This window comes from Verruconatronum alginivorum (assembly GCF_056590205.1).
The window spans coordinates 895,774-914,126 of sequence record NZ_JBWPVQ010000001.1; the positions used below are offsets into that span (position 1 = coordinate 895,774).

The following is an 18,353-nucleotide window of genomic DNA, read 5'->3' on the forward strand; positions in this document are numbered from 1 at the left end:
CAGGTGACGGGGGTTGCAGGGAAAATGGCTGGTTAATGAACTCGTTTGCGGTTTACGTGGAAATCCGGCAGACACCCCAATACTTCGCAGCCTAAGCTTTCGGCGAAACTGCACCATTCGAATCGAGAGGTAAAATTCTTTTACCGGATGGGGTCAAGGCGCGTTCTCGATAAACCGGAGTCGTAAGAATCTCCGATTTTCGCCGGAGAGCGACGCCAGGTCCCGCAATTCGACCTTCTCCATCCCGTTCTCATCCACAGGTCCGATGGTCGTTTCCACCGATGCCTCGCCAGACTCCCATGTCACCAGGTCGGTCGAAACCTCCACTACATAGTCTACGTCCACCGCCGTCGACGAACGGAAGAATGTCAAACTTAAGAACATCTCCTCCTCGACTTCAAGCAGCGAGACCTGAGGCAAGGGGACCGAGCTTGGATTTTTGGGTTCTCCGCCCAAGAGATATTCCCCGATATTGGGCAGTCCATCGCCATCCGGATCAGCGTCGTTAGCGGCGTCTCCGGCATTTGACGGCGAGCCGAAGTTAGCGATCCTCCAGCTTTCGATCGGCCGCAACTCCTCCGCCGGAATCAAGGTCGTTGAGTCCGAAATCTCCGCCCGCACCCAATCGACGAAGAAGCCGTCCGGGTCGGCCACCGAAACATCCGGAGCCCGAAGTCGAAGATAGGAGATTCCATTCAACGTGGAGGTCACCATCGGCAGATTTCCCACCGGTTCCCCGTCGAGCATCAGGGTGGCCTCTTCCGTCCAAAGATTCCACCGGATCGTCAGCTCGTACCAGCGTTGCGCATCGAGCACCACGGCGGTTCCCACGATGTTACGGTTGGCGTCGATCCGGACGCTGAAGACCGCTCCATTCTCCCCGGCGTAGTCGGAGGGATTGAAGAACCGGTCATTCAACGCCAGGTTGGCCGCCTGGTTTCCTTCGGTCAGCATCAGCCTCACCGTCACCTCTCCACTCGTTCCCAGGGGGAAATTCCAGACGGCCCCGTCTCCATCCTGAGCTGCGGGATTGTTCAAATGCAGCACCTTTTCTCCCGGGTCGTCCGGGTGATCAACAACCTCCGGACCCAGACGCCGGTCACGCCACCACCCGGATGCCGGTCCAAATTCAGTAAACGCGCTCCATTGATCGAGATCGTCCGAAAAATCACTGAATGCATCGGTTTGATAAAGCCATTCCGGATCCAACCAGATCATGTGCCGTCCTCCGGCACCCTGTCCGGTCATGACCGCGACCCGCCCTTCCGCCATCGGAAGAAGGTGGGGATAGGCGACACCCCGGTCTCCGGATTCTTGCGGAGTCAGGTGCCGAACGGGATCGCGAACCAATTCGCGGAATCCGACCCAGGTCCGCCCGTCGTCATCGGAGATAGCAGCATGCAGCACATCCCGTCCACTGTAAACGCCTTGCCCGTTATGACGCGGGACAATCCTCGTGTTATTCCAAACCAGGAGAAGCCGTCCGTCGTCGAGCCGCAGTTGGAAAGCCGGGGAGTGGGAGGAACTGAACCGGGATGGCTGGGGATCACTCCAGGTCATCCCATTGTCGTATGAGAATGACTCATACAAGCGGTGATCCTGGGTGCGGATCAACATCCAAAACCGTTCACTCGACGGCTGATAAATCGCCACCGGCTCCACCGCGCCGTCCATCGATCCGTTGTAGTCCGCCTCGACCGGACTGGTCAGCAGGCTGTCGGAAAGCTGCCAGGTCGCTCCTCCGTCGTTCGACCAAAGGGCGGTGGTCACCGAATCTCCAGTCGGGGGGCTTCTGGATTCCCCCGGCACGGCGTAATGGAAAGGCAAAATAATCGAATTCGCATCTCCTCCAGGAGCGAACGGCTGCAAAGCCGGGACAAATCCCCGGAACAATTCCTGGGGCGGAGACCAACTGCTTCGCTCCCCGCCGCTACGGGTGTGCCACAGGTCGAAGAAATAATTAACCCCTCGATTGGTTCCCGTCCCATTCACATGCACCAGCGCGTATTGCACTTCTCCCGCCGCATCCAACGCTCCCGCGGTCATGGTGCCGAAATACCCCTCCACCTCCGGCAGATCCAAGACTTTCTCATCCGGACTCCAGGTCCACCCATGATTGGTCGAAAACCGTTCGGCCAAGGCAAGGGTACCGCCGATGTTGCGAACCCGGACATTCATCCAACGACCGTCGGGCAACGCCATCAACCCTCGGCCGGTCACCCCTTGGCCCGGGAAGAAGATCGGTCCAGCAGTCCAATCGAGCTCCGTCGCTTCACCCTCGACCAACAGATCGTCAAAAAAAACTCCGCCGCCGTTCGCCACATACCCAGTCCTCAGGTTGATGTAATTCACCTCCGCCGTAGGGCTCGCATACGAAAACTCAGTCTTCGCCCCCAGCTGGGTCGTCACCTGCTGATCGTTCAAAATCAGGCTGAACGTCTTGGTCTCACTATCGAAAGTGATCTCCAAAGTGTTAATCTCATCGCTTCGCCAATCCGGATAAGCCCGGTCTCCCACGATCGCGCCATCACTGACAAAAAATCGATTTCCAGTGGCAAATTGAAGCTGCACCGCAAACCCGCTCGTTCCGATTCCAGACCCAAGACGGACGAAGGAACGCGAACCGGTTTCCGGATACAATCGTACCGTCGCCGTGCCCCTCTCCGCGATGACTCCTTCCTCACCGTCAAAACGAACATCCGTAAAATCTGACGAGGGCATGGCAATGAAAAGACTCCTGTTCCCCTCCTCCCCAAAGGGATCTGCCGGGGTTGAATTTCCATCCACCACTTTCACCACTCCACCCGGCCCCAGCGAAACCACCGCATTGGGGGGAGGCGCCCCGACCGGATTCTCCTCGAAGTTCTCGTCGATCAACAGGCCCGGCGAAAATCCATAGGCCGCCGAAACAGAGAGAGAAAAGAAAGCAGCGATCATCCAAACACTTATTTCTATTTTTTTCATACCAAAGAAAGCTTCATTGGGTTGCAGCGCGTTTCCCCGGATGGGGAAACCGTCACGTAACGCAAGCGTGCCGAGACTCGACTTTCCCGACCAACCCTTTCTGGCGGTAATTTGATATTACCAGCAAATCCTTCTTTCCACCCTGCCGACGACTGGCCACGCTCCGGAATCCATCCCATGAACCGCTTGGCATGCTTATGAAAACACTTCCCGCAAAAGACCAAGTCCGGCTCGCCATGCTCGGCATGATTGAGGGCAATGGTCATCCTTACTCGTGGTCAGCGATCATCAATGGTTACGATTCGCGGGCGATGAGAGACGCCGTGGGCGATCGCCATCCAGTCATCCCCGATTACCTCGACCGCAATCCTCCGGGTAGCGTCGGCCTCCCCGATGCGCAAGTGACCCACGTTTGGACTGACGACCCCGCGGAGGCTCCGAAGATCGCGGCGGCGGCCCTGATTCCGCAAGTGCTCAGCCAGCCCGAAGAGGCCATTGGCAACGTCGACGCCGTCATCATCGCGACCGACGATGGAAACGATCACGTCCGCCGCGCCCGGCCGTTCATCGAGGCCGGAGTTCCGGTTTTCATCGACAAGCCGCTCGCGGTCAATCTGCCGGACCTTCGCCAGTTTCTTTCGTGGGCTCGACAGAATAAGGTTTTCCTCTCATCGAGCGGTCTTCGTTATTCACCGGAAGTGGCCGGTCTTCGTGAGGACCTTTCCTCCCTCGGCGAGCTTCGATGGGTCATGGCCGCGACGGTCAAGTCCTGGGAACGCTATGGAGTCCACGGATTCGAACCGGTTTATACCCTCCTGGGTCCAGGTTTTCAAACCGTTGCCTCGTCGAGAACCAATGGGGCTGAGATCGTTACCGTCCGGCACCAATCCGGGTGTCAGGTGTCGATCGGCATCATACCGGATGGCGCCGGTAGCGCCGGACTGATGCATGCCTGCGGCACCCACGGCAATCGCTCGATCCGAATCAGCGATTCCTACTCGGCCTTCCGGAAGCAGATGGCGACATTCGTCGGGATGCTCCAAACCGGAGAAGCACCCTATCCCTTCTCGGAAACCCTTGAAATCATGCTGGTTCTGATCGCCGGAATTCGCAGTCGTGAAGAAGGAGGCCGCCCCATCGAACTTCGACAGTTGCGGGAAGAATTGACCGATACCTCTTTTCCGCGGCGTGGATAAACCGGGAACCCCCGATCGACTCCCTCGAACTCCCCTGATCAGGCCTCCACCGAGGCCATATCCGGCAGAAACATCGCCTTTTCTTCCTCAACCAGTGATGTGAGCGATCGACGGCATTCTTCCGTTAGGTCATACTGTGGAAAGTTCCGCCGAGTGGAAAACACCTTCAACCGAACCAACAACTCCTTAAGGCCAGCCAACCAGCAAGCGATGCTCTTTCCCCCATAGATCGCAAACAAGATTTCACTCATTCGGGCCTGAAGGGCATCGGCCTCATCCAACTGGCCCTCCTCCACCGCTTCACAAATCGCTTTAGCCCATTGTCCCGTCGCCACCGCTCCCCCGAGCATCAAACCGTCATACCCGGCTTTCAAATATGTCACACAATTAAACTCGTCGCCATTAAAGAGGCCCAGACCAGACAGGCGTCGTCGACGAACCCGCATGGCGATCTGTCGCCGCTGAGGATCGGACGAACTATCCTTTAGAAAGACGACTTTGGGATTCTCCAAGAGCTCCTCCAAACCGTTGAGCGGAATGGCAAAGTCCCGCTGAGTTCCAGTGTCGTAGAATCCTATCGAAAGCGGACTTTCCCGGACCACCTCCGCATAATGGTTGAATATGCGCTTGGGGTCCGCGTTAAACATCAGGATCGGAGGTGCCACCACGGCAATATCCGCCCCATCGCGAGCCACTTGGTCAATATTCTCCAGTACCCGTGCCGCGGAATTGTCCGTGACCTGAACCGAGACCGGAAGCCGACCCGCTGATGAATCCACTGCGGCACGGACCAATCGACTCTTCTCCCTCGACGGAAGCCACGGCCCTTCTCCGCAGGTGCCCGCAAGGAAGAGCCCCTTGATACCGAGCCTAAGATGATGGGCAACCATCCGGTCGACCGCAGGAACATCGACCTTCATCTGATCCGTCAACGGCGTGGGAGCCGCGGACCAAACTCCCGAAAGATTCATTGTAAAATTCATTTTCAATGCTCCGACGCTACGCTCGCTCCCTTTTTCCCGAAAGAAATTCGAACTGGTAAAAAAAGATCACCGTCCCTCCATACCTGGTCAAAAAGAGCCAAGACCCTCCCTTCCAACGTGAATTATTGTAAATCCATAATCCCGATACACGCCTCACAATAAACAGAGCTCTCCAAAAATTCCCGCTGGTAAAAAGATATCACCCGTGATTGGATTAAGTAAAAGCGCCTGTTCTCCTTTAATCATCATGCTCGAAATTCCCAAACGCCAATCTTTGATCGCTCAGGCCGCCGAGGCCCTTCGGGCCGGAATCCATACCGGAGTCTGGCAGGACCATTTGCCAGGCGAGCGAATAATCTGCACCCAACTGCAAATCAGCCGTCCGACTCTCCGCGCCGCTCTTGATGTCCTTCAGCGCGAAGGCCTGATCGCCGTGCAACAGGGTAAGCCTCGAATGATCGTCCAGGAAGTCTCCCGGGCCGCCGAGCCGGAACAACCGACCGTCGCCGTCCTGAGTGACCTCCCCCTTCATCGCATGCCCCAAAACTCGATGTTCTACATCAATGAACTCCGCGACCATTTGCGAAACGCTAAGGTCAATCTGCAAATTGTTTTCAATGCCCGAATTAAACAAAACCGCCCCCAGAAACTCCTCGAACGTATCGTCCCCGAACACCACGCCTCCTGCTGGATCCTCCTTTCATGCAACCAAGCTGTCCAGGAGTGGTTCCAGGCCAGCGGAATCCACGCTTTGGCCGCTGGCTCATGTTTCGCGGGGATCCGTCTTCCCTCCCTCGATATCGACTATCGAGCCGTTTGCCGCCATGCCAGTGGCTTTCTCTTAAGCAAGGGACATCGCCACCTGGCGCTGCTTCTCCCCGACACCCCCACCGCCGGAGATATGGCGAGCGAAAACGGTTTCCATGAGGCGATCCAGCGCTCCCAAATCTCGGACGCGACGGGCGCGATCATCCGACACGATGGTTCCCGCGACATGATTTGCCGCAAACTCGATCAAATGCTCCGGATCAAAAACCACCCCACCGGTCTGATCGTTTGCCGCCCAATGCATGTATTAAGTGTGGTCACCCATCTCTATCGCCGGGGACTGCGCCTCCCCGAAGATATGGCAATCATTTCCCGGGACAACGACCCCTATCTGTCCATGCTCACGCCGGAAATCAGCCGCTACTCCTATCGGCGGAGGGACTTCGCCCAGCGACTGGCCAAACTCACCATCCGCCTGGCCACCACCGGCACCCTCCCGGCCCGCCGCAATATGATCCTTCCAAAATTCGAAGCAGGCGCATCCGCCGGTTGAATCAGAATTCACCCTCCAAGCCGACTCCCAGATTCTTCGAGGAGCGATTGGGCTCGATTCAAGCCCAACGAATGCTCAAAAAAACCGCCTGTGCCGCCGGCAGTTGTCGTTCAACCATGAGATCAGTTACCCCGGGCGAGAATTTCAGCTCGATGGCTGAATCGTCGCGCCAAACGGCGTCGTCCCCCAGAATCTGAACCAACTCGGCCTCACGTTCCTCCTTCAGCTGGAATCGAACCTGCGGCCATGGATCGAGGGTCAGGTTGAAGAGCGCGAGGAAGGTATGATTCCCCGTATCCTTTCGCAGGACCAGCGGATAAACTCCACCTTCCGCCGAGACGGGCGGAAGGCCGTTTCCGAGCCACCGGAGAATTCCACCGAGCTGAGCTTGGCGAAACGGGCTTTTAAAGGCGGGACCAAAGGCCGATTTCAGGTCCAGGAGATGAACCGCGACCTTCCCGCCGGCATCGTTTTCAAAACAATAACAGGCGGGCAGGCGGCGAACCGCGTCGACGTCGACCAACTCGCTTAACACCTCGGTCCCATCCGCCAAAACGGGCTCGTAATAAAGCGGCCGGCCGGCGAGGTCGGGCAAAGTCAAGGTGAGATAATTCCGCGGCGCCCCGCCAAACTCCGAAGCATAGAATTCTTCCGCCGCCAGCGGACCGAAATCATCAATCCGCCGGGGAGGCTTCAACTCCTTCAGTCCGATTCGCGGCCCGAAGCCACGCTCGACCAACACCCGGGCGGCGGCGCCGTCGAGGTAGAGGGAGCCTTTCAACCAAGCTTCGATTTCCTCATCGGAACAGCTCCACAACTGTTTTCCACTGGTCGCCACGACCCTCTCCTTTTCGTAGGTCGTCGCAAAACCATGACTTTCCAAAAGCTCCATCATTGGCTCACCATCGTCCTCCAGATCGTCCATGCGGGCGTCCGCGCCGAGCCATTTCCGCTCGCCCACCGTTTCCTTGAAGAGGAGTTGGATCCCGCGATAGCGACCCGGACCGACCGACCGCTCGCAGAGCGATTTGAAAAACGATTTCCGATCCCCCAGCATTCGACCGTAATGCGGTTCGGCTTCCATCGGGGTTCCGCAGTGATCAAACAGGTTCAGCGTGACCCCGCCCGCCCCGGCGGCAAATGAGAGCGCCATCTGCAGGAAGGTGAATTGCACGCTCTTGGCATAGCGGCTGAACGGAACGTTCTCCACCTCCGTTTGCTCCTCCGTTCCGTCCGGCAAACAGTACCGGGTAATCAAAATCGAATCCTTGGAATAATACAATCCCCGGAGCGACGTTTCATCATAGTTCGCCAACGGCGGACGGCTGAGAATCGGTTGTCCGAAAACCTTCGCCAACGGCTGCCATTGACGACCTTCCGAGCAGTGGCGCCGCGGTCCGCTCGACATCAGGCCGAACCGGGTTTCCGGTGAAACCGTCCGGACCGCCTCCACCAACAAAGCGAGCGTTTCCCGGATTACTTCCGCCTGCATCTGCAGAAATAAGGCCCGCCATGGATGCGGTTTCCCCGGCTGAAGCAACGCGGTCACCAGCGCTTCCCGCGTCACCGGCTGACCAATGCGGGCGCTAAACCGCTCCAGATGCAGCTCGCAAAAACAGCCATGGGTCACCGGCAGATGGTTGAAGAGTCGAATGTCGTCTTCGATCCAGATCACATGGGGCTTGGTCTCAGCGTACAAACGCCAGAGTTTCACCGTATGTTCCCGCCATACCGGACAAAGGGGAGAAGCGCATGCTTTCGATACCGTTCCGTCGTGTCCCACCGTTGTCCGGATGCCCGGAAGTTGCCCCCGGGCATCGCGCCCCCGGTCGATATGTCCGACCGTTATCCATGGATTGACCGAATAGACGACTCCGATCCCTTCCAGCGTCTCTTTGATTCTGTAAAGATTTTTCTGATACGCCTTCACCCATTCCAACGGCGCCTGACCATGGGAAAACTCCTCCGTATCGACCTTCACCACCAGTTCGTCGACCCGGTAACGCGTGAGAGTCTCCTTGAGCTCCATCAAGTTCGCCTCAAAGCTCCAGAGCGGCAACGTTCGCCGGAGCGCATACCAGGCGTGCGGGTTCCCCTCGGACTGATCCGGCTCGATCACAAACGTTTCACTTTCTTCAGTCATTTGATCATCTCCCATCCCGCGAATTGTTAAGGAAGCACAATCTTCGCGTCCAGCCGCAATTCCTCGACCAGCCATTTCGCCGCTTTGCTGGCGTCGAGGAGCCGCAGCGGACACGGTCCAATCAGGGTGCGCCGAAGGATTCCGTTGGCCAGCAATGGCGCTTCGAGCCTGGGATACTGATCCCAGGTATTCACATTATGCTGGCGGGACGGCACGGTTATCATTCGCCCTTTTGACGTGATGCTGTATAACTGGACCGCCTCACTCCTGACCGCCCAGGACATCCCCGCCCATTCCTCGCACCCGTGAAAAAACGTGCAGGACTCCAGCCCCACTCCGATCAAAAAGATCTTTCCGGCCCAATCCCGGAGGCGTCCGTAAGGACTGGTCGGGGAACACGGGGTATCGTCCCGCTCATGATCGGCCACCAACTCGGCGGCCTTCGGGCCGAATGCGGCGACGCTGTGGGTCGGATGCAAACCGCGGATCACACCCGGGCGCTTGCGGAAAACATTGGTCAAGGCCCCGACATTCGATGGCGTGAGGTCTTGATGGAACACCGGCTGGCCGACGCCGACCACGGCAAACGTGTGGGTGGGGAGAGCGAGCGTTCCTTCCGGTCCGATAACCTCAAGCAGCGCGTCGATGACGGTATCCGCCCCGCCTTTGACGGGTCCGAGCTTCCGGAGTGAACTATGCACCAGAACCAAGTCACCCCCGGTGAGCCCTGCCTCCTGGAAGGCCGTTACCAGTTGCGCTCGGGTCAACACCGTTTCTCCTCGGTCATCTTGTCAGAACAAGGCGGGCAAAGACCGCGGGATTCCACCCTCCCGCGAGCCCGGGGGCCAGCTCGATCCAATCGTCATACCCGGTGCCATCGTCATCGTTCAAGACAACGACGTTGAACGTGAACTCGACTCCGTTTCCACCCGAAACGCCAAGGACCTCGAACGGAAGCCCGATTTCGTAAAAGGTGGTTTCAGCGTCTTCGTCCCGGACGACCGTGAATTCGCTCTTTGCCACAAGGCCGGGAAACGGCCCCGAGAACTGGTATCCCTGGACCTCGCCGGACGCGAGGGCGATCCCGACATTGAAAGGCCTGTCTCCTTGCTTCGGTCCCAAAGCAAACTGCAGCGCGTCCCCATCCCAAATGGCGTTCCCATTCTTCTCATTGAAGTGGTGTCCATCCTGAACCAAAACCGCCAGATAAAAGCGACGGTCGTCCCAGCCGGTATAAACTTTCGCGGCTGATTTCCCTGGATCGGAATCACCAATCCGGATAAACGGCAGGTCTTTCCATTTCTGAAAATCACCGTCAATCGAGATCGCTTTCTCCATGAAGCCGGCGGTCAGATCCTGGCGCCAGAGCTGATTCAGCACGTCGACCGACCACTCCACCAGCAAATCTCCCCCTTCGTCCCCGACCACCGCGCTGGTTGGAGTCGCTCCATACGCCCCGCCCGTGAGCGCTCTGCGGGTGGGAAGATAGGTGCCCGGCCCCGCCAACTGAACGAGAAAGGTCTGGATCGCCGGACTCCTTGCGCGAATGCGAACCCCGTAGTCCAAATACAACTCGAACGGATTGGTCAGGAAACCGACATCTCCCAGTCGAATAGCATGAACCTCGACGGCCAGAGGAAGATTCCGCCGAATCGCGTCCGCGTTGCGTTCGACTCGTTCTCCGCTTCGGCTTCCGCCATAGGCCCGCGAAACCTCGACATACCATCGCGGAGTCTGACGAAGGGAGGGGTTTGCCTCCAGTTCGGCCAGCCTGCGTTCATATTCCTGCCGGCTTCTGTCAGCCTCTTTCAATACACCTTCGATCCGATCTTGCGGGAATTGATGGCGAGGCAGCTCTAAAATCTCCCGATGATGCTCGAAAACGGGCTCCCAATCGATCGCGGACTCAATCAGGGGTAGAACCTTCGAAACCGCGTCCGCCAGACGAACCCCGATTTCTTCGCGTTGATTGCGTCCGGCCAGACGCCACATTCTCCGTTCGGCCGGATCGATCCTGGGATTTGGATGCTGGCACCCAGCTGGTCCGTGCTGAACATGGATGAATAAATCGCTTCCATATCGAACCCGCAATTCCTGCCGAACTTCGTGCCAAAAATCGGCGCTCAATTCCCACTCCAGTTCGGCAAGTTGGGACGGACAGGCGATATTTAAAACGAGGCCCGTTAAGGTGCCGTCCTCCTTGTAAGTGGCGAGAATGTCCACGGAGGGATCCTCCCGACCTTCCATGTGACTGAAGTCGGCCCCCGCCATCGATCCATACATCACGCTGGTCCCGTCCCGATAGGCCATGATCCGATTCTTTCCGATCACGGCATGTCCTCGCCCGAAGGCAATGCCCGCCGGTTTCCGGTCCTGCCAGGCCGCGACCGCCGCTTGAACAATCCGGCTGGAGGCAAAGTCGACATACTCCCGGACGGGCATCGCTGGAAGCTCGATGCCATAGGGGTGGTCGATCTCCGGCGCACCCTCCTCAAAACGATCGGCGGTAAACGAAATGACCGGAGCGGAATGGGTGTGGGTGGCCATGAGAATGACCGAATGCTCATCCACCTCCGGCAATTCACGGCGAATTCCTTCTCTCACCCGTTCGCTCAAGGAGGTTGAAATGTGAATCAAGTCGCAACTGAGCAGAATAACCGCCCGCCCGGTGGCATTTTCTTCGATAGCCATAGCCGTCGCGGTCAATGGATCCCGGATACCCTCCGAGATCCTCGCATTCGCTTGACCGGCGATGAGCACGGGTTGGTCGGGCGTAATATCCGTCTCCGCCCATCCAATCCGGATCGTAGGACCGGCGTTCCCTCCTTCGACGATCCCGGCTGACATGTTTATCGTCGTCCCGATGAGCAGAACAGAAAGGATTCGTTTAACTTTGATCACACTCACTCCCCCTCCTTGCGCAAGCGGAAGAACCGGCGGTCCGTCGAGGTGTCGAACTCGACCGTATGCCGATCATCGACGATCAGGTAGGGCCCGGGCACCGTCGTCCAGACTTCCAAATCCGATGACTCTTCCAGAACCCAATCCGAGGGAGCCGGCCAGGAGACCGCGAGGGGGGAGTGCTCACCGGCACCAATTCGAAGGTCCGGAAGATCTTCCGGCACACTCCCGACAATGTGGATGTTGAGCGCGTACTCCGGATTCGAGGCATACGCCCGGAAAGGTCCGCTCGTGAACGGCGAATCCTGCCTGAAGATCCGGGGATCGTCTCCCCCCCACCCGACGATGGTTGACGCCATGCTTCCCGCAAAACGAATCCGGCGATCCGCCCCGGGATTTCCCTCAGGGCCCGTGCCACGTTCATAAAAATGCAACATCACCGTGTAATAGTTGCCCGCCGTCATCGGCACCGGTTGATCAAAAGTAACGGTCAGAAAGCGGTTGCTGGCAGTTTGATGCCAGGTTCCCGTGGGAAGAATTCCATCGCTCTTGGCGATAAGACCACCGACCGACGCGCCTCCCACCTCGGATTCGTAAATTTGAACCTGGAACCGGCTTCCAGGCGCCAACGCCGAGGCATCGAAAATTTTAAGCGCGAACCCCCGCCACAAATCATTTGCCGGCGCCTGAAAGGATTGCCCGGCGTCCCGCCAAAGGCTGGGATTGGTTCCGGCGAGCGCCATCCAATCCGCGGCGGCGACCCCACTACTGGCCGCGGTGTTGGAGACAACCACGCCGGTTTCCGGGGGATTCTCCTCGATGGTTACGACATTGAAGGCTTCGGGTTCCTCCAGGATTTGCCCTTGGACATAAAGTTTCAACGCGTATTCAGAGTTGGAAGCATAGGCCACCACCGGCGCTCCAATGAACGGAGAGTCATGGCGGAAGATTCTCGGATCATTTCCACCCCAGCCTGGCACGGTCGAGCTAGCCGTACCCGAGAATCGCATACGCCTGTCGGAACCGGGGTTTCCACTGACGCCGCTGCCTCTCTCATCGAAGTGCAGCATGGCCGTATAATATTTTCCGCCCGCCAGAAAAATTGAAGTATCGAAACGGAGAACGAGGTGTTTGCCCGCCGCCGAAGTGGTCCAGCTGCCCTCCGGCAGGATTCCGTGCCTCGTCGCAACCAACGTGCCGGCGGCGGAACCTCCCGTCGACGATTCATAGACATGAACGGTAAACGCCGCCCCCGCCGCCCGGACTCCCGCGTCCCAAATCTGGAGCGACAGCCCATCCCATCGCGAATTAGCCGGCGCCTGAAACGATTGCCCGACGTCCCGCCAGTCGGAATTCACGCTTCCGGTCAGGGCGTCCCAGTTGATCAGCGGAATTCCCGCGATCGGGGCTTCATTTGCCACCAGGAGATTTTCCGTCAGCGGCTCATTCGAAACTTCAGCCTGCACCCACCCGGAAAAAACCCGGCAGACGAACGTGCCATAGGGAGCCATCCCCAAAGTCAATGTATCACCGGATGCCCCGATGAGTTCGGCCGACTCCGGGTTTCCCACCGGCTGAAGGTCCCAACCTCCTGTCGGCAGGGTCACGGTCGCCGTCAGGGAGTCTTCCGTCGGATTGACGACGAGCAGAAGGAGCGAACCGTCTTGATCTTGATAAAGGCGGGTGTGCAACCGCGGGTCAGACACCGCCGGGTCGGAGAGAATATCTCCACCCGCCACCGCGGACCGAATCGTCTGAAACTCCCCCAAAACCTCATCCGCGACTTCATCGAGCCATTGATACCCATCATAGGGATAAGGGCCGGACGGAAATGCGATCGAATCCTGCGCCAAGTAGTAGGCAAAATAAGTGATCCCTTCGACATTGTTCAGCACCGACCAGTATATCTGAAACCGAGTTTCATCGTAGGATGGAAGGCGGAAACCCCAATTAAACCGAGGTACCTCTCCGACCGACTGTAATACGTTCCACCACGGCTTCTGGATGGTTTCTGATATGACCCGAGCGTTGGCAACCAAGTCTACCCATGCCGGCACTGCCGTCGCGGTTGACTCCGTATTTCGACGATACGGATAAGAGTCAATCAAGAATACATCAAAACTATTTTGATAAGCCTCGACGTCTCCCCGGTTCATTTCAACGTAGGAGAAGACAATATACACGGGCTTTTCGCTCCGGCTTTTGATCGCGTGATAGGCAGTCTCCATGACCGGAGGAGGCAAATTGTGTAGTCCCGGTTCATCTGCCGAGTACCAACCAATTACGGCAGGATGGGAGTCGAACCTTTCCACGAACTGCTGCATCGCGCTCACGTCCGAAGCACTCACGTCCTCTCGCCGAAGTTCAAGAATCACTCCCAAGTCCGCCAAAGCAGCTTGGTTGAGAAAATTCAGAATTGCGGCGTCGGTCGAGAACGCCGTGTAAGGCAGAACATGGGAAGATCCGCTGCCCCGGATGTCCACGATGTCTTCCGGAGAAGAAATCCGGTGATACCAGCCGACTTCGAACGAAAAGACGCTCTGAAACGTCAATAGATGCAAGACGACCAGCAAGAAGAAAATCGACCGGTGGTTGCTATTTGAATACTTCAACATAATCTAATTATTTAGAGGCCTGTTCATTCAATTTCACGGTTTACGCCTCGGCGTCGGCGTAATCCAGATCCTTGGAAGGCGAGGATCCCGCCGCCGGCGGGCAATAACGGACTCCCTGGCAATCAAGTCGCTTGAGGTGAACGGAAAGGCGGGTGAGAAACGAGGAAAACGAATGGCCGTCGTTGCGGCCCCACGCCACTTCCGCCAGGGCGCACGCCCGAGGAAACGCCATATATTCCAGACTCGATGCATCGGGAATATACTCCGTCCAAACCTGCCCTTGAACGCCCAGGACCTGTTCTTCGTAGCGTTTATCGATCTTATCCAAAGGCGCGAAATCATAAACCTCGCTCAATGGAATAAATCCTCCGATGGCTAATGGCTCGTTCTCGATCCGGTCACTTTGATAATAGTCAAAATAAGTGGGGACCCGGGGGCAGAGCACCACGTCGTGCCCCTCCCGGAGCGCCCGTTGCACATGGTTTTCGCCTCGCCAGCACATGACGGTGGCATCCGGCGAAAGGCCTCCCGCCAGAATCTCGTCCCACCCGATCAAGTTTCGTCCGTGAGCTTTCACGAATTCCCCGATTTCGTTCACGAACCATGCCTGCAGGTCGTCGGAGTCTTTGAGACCGAGCTGCGCGATCCTGGCCTGAACTTCAGTTGATTGGTCCCATTGGTTTTTGACCGCCTCATCGCCACCGATGTGAATATAGTCGGATGGAAAGAGCTCCATCGTTTCGGCCAGAACATCTTTCAGAAAATCGAGGGTGCTCGCCTCGGGATTAAACAACATCTCGTGCACCCCCCATTTGCGACTGACTTCCTGGGGTTGTTTGGTTACCCCCAATTCCGGGTAAGCGGCGATCGCCGCCTGGGCGTGACCCGGCATTTCGATTTCAGGAATCACGACGATATGCCGTCGCGCCGCGTATTCGACCACTTCTCGAACATCTTCCTGCGAATAATATCCCCCGTAAGGAACGTTGTCATCCGCGGCTCCATCCGCCAGAACATGACCGCGAACCGTCCCCTTCCTCCATGCCCCGACTTCCGTCAGTCTGGGATATTTTTTGATCTCCAACCGCCAGCCCTGGTCATCCGTCAGGTGCCAATGGAAACGGTTGGATTTATGCTGGGCCAGCAAGTCGATGAAGCGTTTGACGTAAGAGATTGGCTGGAAATACCGGGCGCTGTCCAACATGATACCGCGCCATTTAAACCGGGGATGGTCGGCGATCTCACAACAGGATAGGGTCCAATTGACTTCCTTCCGAGGACCGGTGCCAAATATCGCGGGCGGAAGCATCTGCAGCAACGTCTGCGTCGCATAAAAGATCCCTTTCTCCGTGGAGGCCTCCAGAGCGACGCCGACTTCGCGATTAACCAACAGCCGGTATCCTTCTTCTTCATTGATGGCGGGATTGCGGACCATCCGGAGATTCTTCGGGCCGGTCTCCGGGTGCCTTTCAACACGCACCGGGATCCGATACCCCGTGGCGGCACGAAGACGCTCGGCTAACAATTCGGCTTCATTCTGAAACTCCGGGATCGAAAGAATCCGAAGGCCGGCGGGCAAGACGAAGGTTTCACCGTTCGACCGATACTCTCGAGGAGACGGTAGAACGTTGGCTGTTGTCACCAGAGGTGAGGTTACGGTTAACATAATAAACAAAAGAAAAAAGATTGTCCTACGGCGCTGGGTTTAAAGTGTTCGAAACCATTATTGTTTCGCGTACCATTCTGGAATTCCGCCCCGATCGTCCTTTCCTTTGGCCTCTTCGAAATCGGGTCCGGCATCGAACGCCTCCCCTCCCGCTCCGGTCCTGGTAAAATCGATGATCGCAATGCCCGGCATGCTCGCGGCAAGCGTGGTCACTCCCCCCTTTTGCAAAGGGACGTCGGTTTCCTGCCATTCGTGCGAATCGTCGAGCAGCTTCACTCGGGTTGGAATCCACGCCGCGGATTCCTCCGACTTGAAGGAAAACTGAATCTCCGAACACGCCTCCAAACAAGCGACTCCAATTCGCAAGCGATCTCCGGAGGAGGATACGATCCCGAGCCCGATCTGACTCGGATCGGCGGTGGCAACCCGGATCCGACGGGCCGGATTGGTTCCGGTGAGAAAGCCGGCAAAGGCATCGAAAGCGAATCCCTTTCTGTTCGGAAGACCGTATTTGTCGAATACTCCGAACATCGTCGAAGTGTCCGCGCAATAATATTGCGCGACGTCCAATCGGCTATCCTGCATCGCCGCAAGTGAGCCAAAGACCAATGCCGCCGCCTTGTGGTCGATGTGCATCATCCCGACCCGTCGACAAAGGTCGTAACGCTTCATTCCACTGACGCCGAAAATCGCGTAATTCTTATCTCCCAGGCGAAGGTAGGGACGGTAGCTCCACTCCCCAAGATGACTCTCGGTGGCCTCCAAACCGGCATTGTCGAGAAACTCACGCACCTCGGCCGCCGCCTCGGTTATCTCGTTCCAATGAACGGCATAACGATGCCAGGAGACAAAATCGAGCGGGGTCTCTTCACGAGCGCACCGCAGAACGAAATCACGCCACGGTTTCCGCAAAGCCAGATCGTCGGCGCAGAAATGCCACCCGAAACCGGCACCCCCCACTTTGATTTCCGGGAAGGCTCTTTTCAACGCGACCGCGACCGGACGATAATGATCGTAAAACTGATCCGCGTCGCCTGACCAATTCTTCGGGCCGTCCGGTTCGTTCCAGAATTCCCAATATTTAATCCCCCAGGAGAACCCGTTATTCCAACCGTCGTTGTAATGCCTGGCGATGTTCACGCAAACCTTCGCCAAGGCATCCGGTTTCCAGCGCCCCGCAACCCCCCATTGCATGGTCGGCTGATGCTCGATTGTTTCGCCCAGGCGGAAATAAACCTCCGCCCCGGTATCCCGGATCGCCTCCAGGAGGTCGTCGCTGAGAGCAAACCGGTAGTTCTTCGGCTCGTCCGGATCCGCATCCGGGTTGGGGAAGATATGGTGCAGGTCGACCGTATCGAAAGCGTTGTACACGCAATCGTGGGTCCGGACATTTGGAATCCTCCAACGTTTGAACCATGGCCGCAGGTCGATCCCCCAATTTCGGTCGACCGGCCCACGGTTCACTCCGTTAAGCGGACGCATGAAACCGGCGGTTTCCTCTGGGAAGATCGTGATCATGAAACCGAACTTAGCCTAAAAAACGGGTGAGCCAATGATTTGCAGTCACCCGCGCTCAGGAACGCCGCAGCCGACGACGGAGAAGGACCAGACCGAAACCTAAGCCTCCCATGGCGAGTGCGACGGTGGAAGGTTCGGGAATCGCGATGACGTGGAGGTTGAGAGAGTATTCAGGAGTCGTCCCGTAGGCGACGACTGGACCTCCCGAAAACGGGGAGTTATGGCGAAAGATGCGTGCATCCTCCCCCGCCCAGCCCTCTTCGGTCGCTCCTCCGGTGCCTTTGAAGCGGATGACCCGGTCCCCGCCGGCCGTGGCATTGCCGGTTCCCCGTGCATCAAAATGAAGCATGGCGGTGTAGTAGAGCCCTTCGGTCATCGCGATCGGAGTTCCAAAATCAAATTGCAGGAATTTACCGGCCGCAGTGGTGTTCCAGGTTCCCGAGGGAAGTGTGCCGAACTGGGTTGAAACCACTGTTCCCGCATTGCCCCCCCCAAGGGAGGACTCATAGACCTTGATGGTGAACGCGGAACCTGGTGCCTGATTACCCGCATCAAACATTTCGAGCGCGAAACCCTGCCAATCCAAATTGCCGGGAGCCTGAAATGATTGACCCCAATCCTGCCAATCCGCCGCAACTGCATTGTTGAAGGCCTTCCACGTGGCCGCGGCGAATGTCCCGGTCACTGTGTTTGCCACCACCACGTTTGAACCGGGCGCTGCGTCGTTGACGGAAACACTGATCTGATTGCTTTCCTCACTGAGGATGAGGTTGGCGTGCAGGGATAAAGCGGCGCCGATGACAGCCGCAAGGGTCACGAATGGAAGCTTCATAATTTTCCTGGGTTGGTTGAGATGAACTTGGCCACAGAAGTATGGTCCACTCGAAATTCAGGCAGGAAACCCCCTTTGGGTCAATCGAAACTAGATAATTTTTTAAAAAAAGTTATGTTTATCGACTATTTTCGCGCGAAGCGCTTTGAAGTGCGGCGCGTCCCCGCACCGCTTTCCGAATGGCCGACGATGGCCGCGCGCTCGAAAGCTCCGC

The 18,353-nt window shown here is 57.4% G+C and carries 11 protein-coding genes; 2 read left to right on the forward strand and 9 right to left on the reverse strand.

Annotated elements, in window-relative coordinates; all coding sequences use genetic code 11:
• Positions 1–153: 153 nt before the first annotated feature.
• Positions 154–2,964, reverse strand: coding sequence for a sialidase family protein (locus ACWUI2_RS02995; RefSeq protein ID WP_486981383.1), 2,811 nt, complete (start codon positions 2,962–2,964; stop codon positions 154–156).
• A gap of 197 nt (positions 2,965–3,161) precedes the next feature.
• On the opposite strand from ACWUI2_RS02995, the gene ACWUI2_RS03000 reads away from it, so the two are divergent.
• Positions 3,162–4,160, forward strand: coding sequence for a Gfo/Idh/MocA family protein (locus ACWUI2_RS03000; protein ID WP_486981384.1), 999 nt, complete (start codon positions 3,162–3,164; stop codon positions 4,158–4,160).
• Between the two features lie 38 nt (positions 4,161–4,198).
• Here ACWUI2_RS03000 and ACWUI2_RS03005 read toward each other — a convergent pair whose 3' ends face one another.
• Positions 4,199–5,131: a dihydrodipicolinate synthase family protein gene (locus ACWUI2_RS03005; RefSeq protein ID WP_486981385.1), complete on the reverse strand. Its 933-nt coding sequence runs from the start codon at positions 5,129–5,131 to the stop codon at positions 4,199–4,201.
• 259 nt (positions 5,132–5,390) lie between these two features.
• Here ACWUI2_RS03005 and ACWUI2_RS03010 point away from each other — a divergent pair, with 259 nt between their 5' ends.
• Complete coding sequence (locus ACWUI2_RS03010; RefSeq protein ID WP_486981386.1) at positions 5,391–6,464, forward strand: substrate-binding domain-containing protein; 1,074 nt, start codon at positions 5,391–5,393, stop codon at positions 6,462–6,464.
• Between the two features lie 58 nt (positions 6,465–6,522).
• Here ACWUI2_RS03010 and ACWUI2_RS03015 read toward each other — a convergent pair whose 3' ends face one another.
• Genes ACWUI2_RS03015 through ACWUI2_RS03045 form a run of 7 tightly spaced genes read right to left on the reverse strand, consistent with a single transcriptional unit; the run spans position 6,523 to position 18,139 of the window.
• A complete protein-coding gene (locus ACWUI2_RS03015; protein WP_486981387.1) occupies positions 6,523–8,607 on the reverse strand; it encodes a hypothetical protein in 2,085 nt (694 codons plus the stop codon).
• Positions 8,608–8,633: 26 nt separating this feature from the next.
• The gene (locus tag ACWUI2_RS03020) at positions 8,634–9,377 is read right to left on the reverse strand and encodes an AAC(3) family N-acetyltransferase (RefSeq protein WP_486981388.1); all 744 of its coding nucleotides are present in this window, start codon (positions 9,375–9,377) and stop codon (positions 8,634–8,636) included.
• Between the two features lie 13 nt (positions 9,378–9,390).
• Positions 9,391–11,454 carry a DOMON domain-containing protein gene (locus tag ACWUI2_RS03025; RefSeq protein ID WP_486981389.1) on the reverse strand — a complete coding sequence of 688 codons (2,064 nt, stop codon included), beginning with the start codon at positions 11,452–11,454 and terminating at the stop codon, positions 9,391–9,393.
• A 56-nt stretch (positions 11,455–11,510) separates the two neighbouring features.
• A complete protein-coding gene (locus tag ACWUI2_RS03030; protein WP_486981390.1) occupies positions 11,511–14,123 on the reverse strand; it encodes a hypothetical protein in 2,613 nt (870 codons plus the stop codon).
• Between the two features lie 40 nt (positions 14,124–14,163).
• Positions 14,164–15,789, reverse strand: a complete 1,626-nt coding sequence (locus tag ACWUI2_RS03035; protein WP_486981391.1) for a beta-N-acetylhexosaminidase — start codon at positions 15,787–15,789, stop codon at positions 14,164–14,166.
• A 57-nt stretch (positions 15,790–15,846) separates the two neighbouring features.
• Positions 15,847–17,307 carry a GH39 family glycosyl hydrolase gene (locus tag ACWUI2_RS03040; protein WP_486981392.1) on the reverse strand — a complete coding sequence of 487 codons (1,461 nt, stop codon included), beginning with the start codon at positions 17,305–17,307 and terminating at the stop codon, positions 15,847–15,849.
• Positions 17,308–17,362: 55 nt separating this feature from the next.
• Entirely contained in the window at positions 17,363–18,139 is a 777-nt protein-coding gene (locus ACWUI2_RS03045) for a PEP-CTERM sorting domain-containing protein (protein ID WP_486981393.1), read from the reverse strand.
• Positions 18,140–18,353 lie beyond the last annotated feature (214 nt).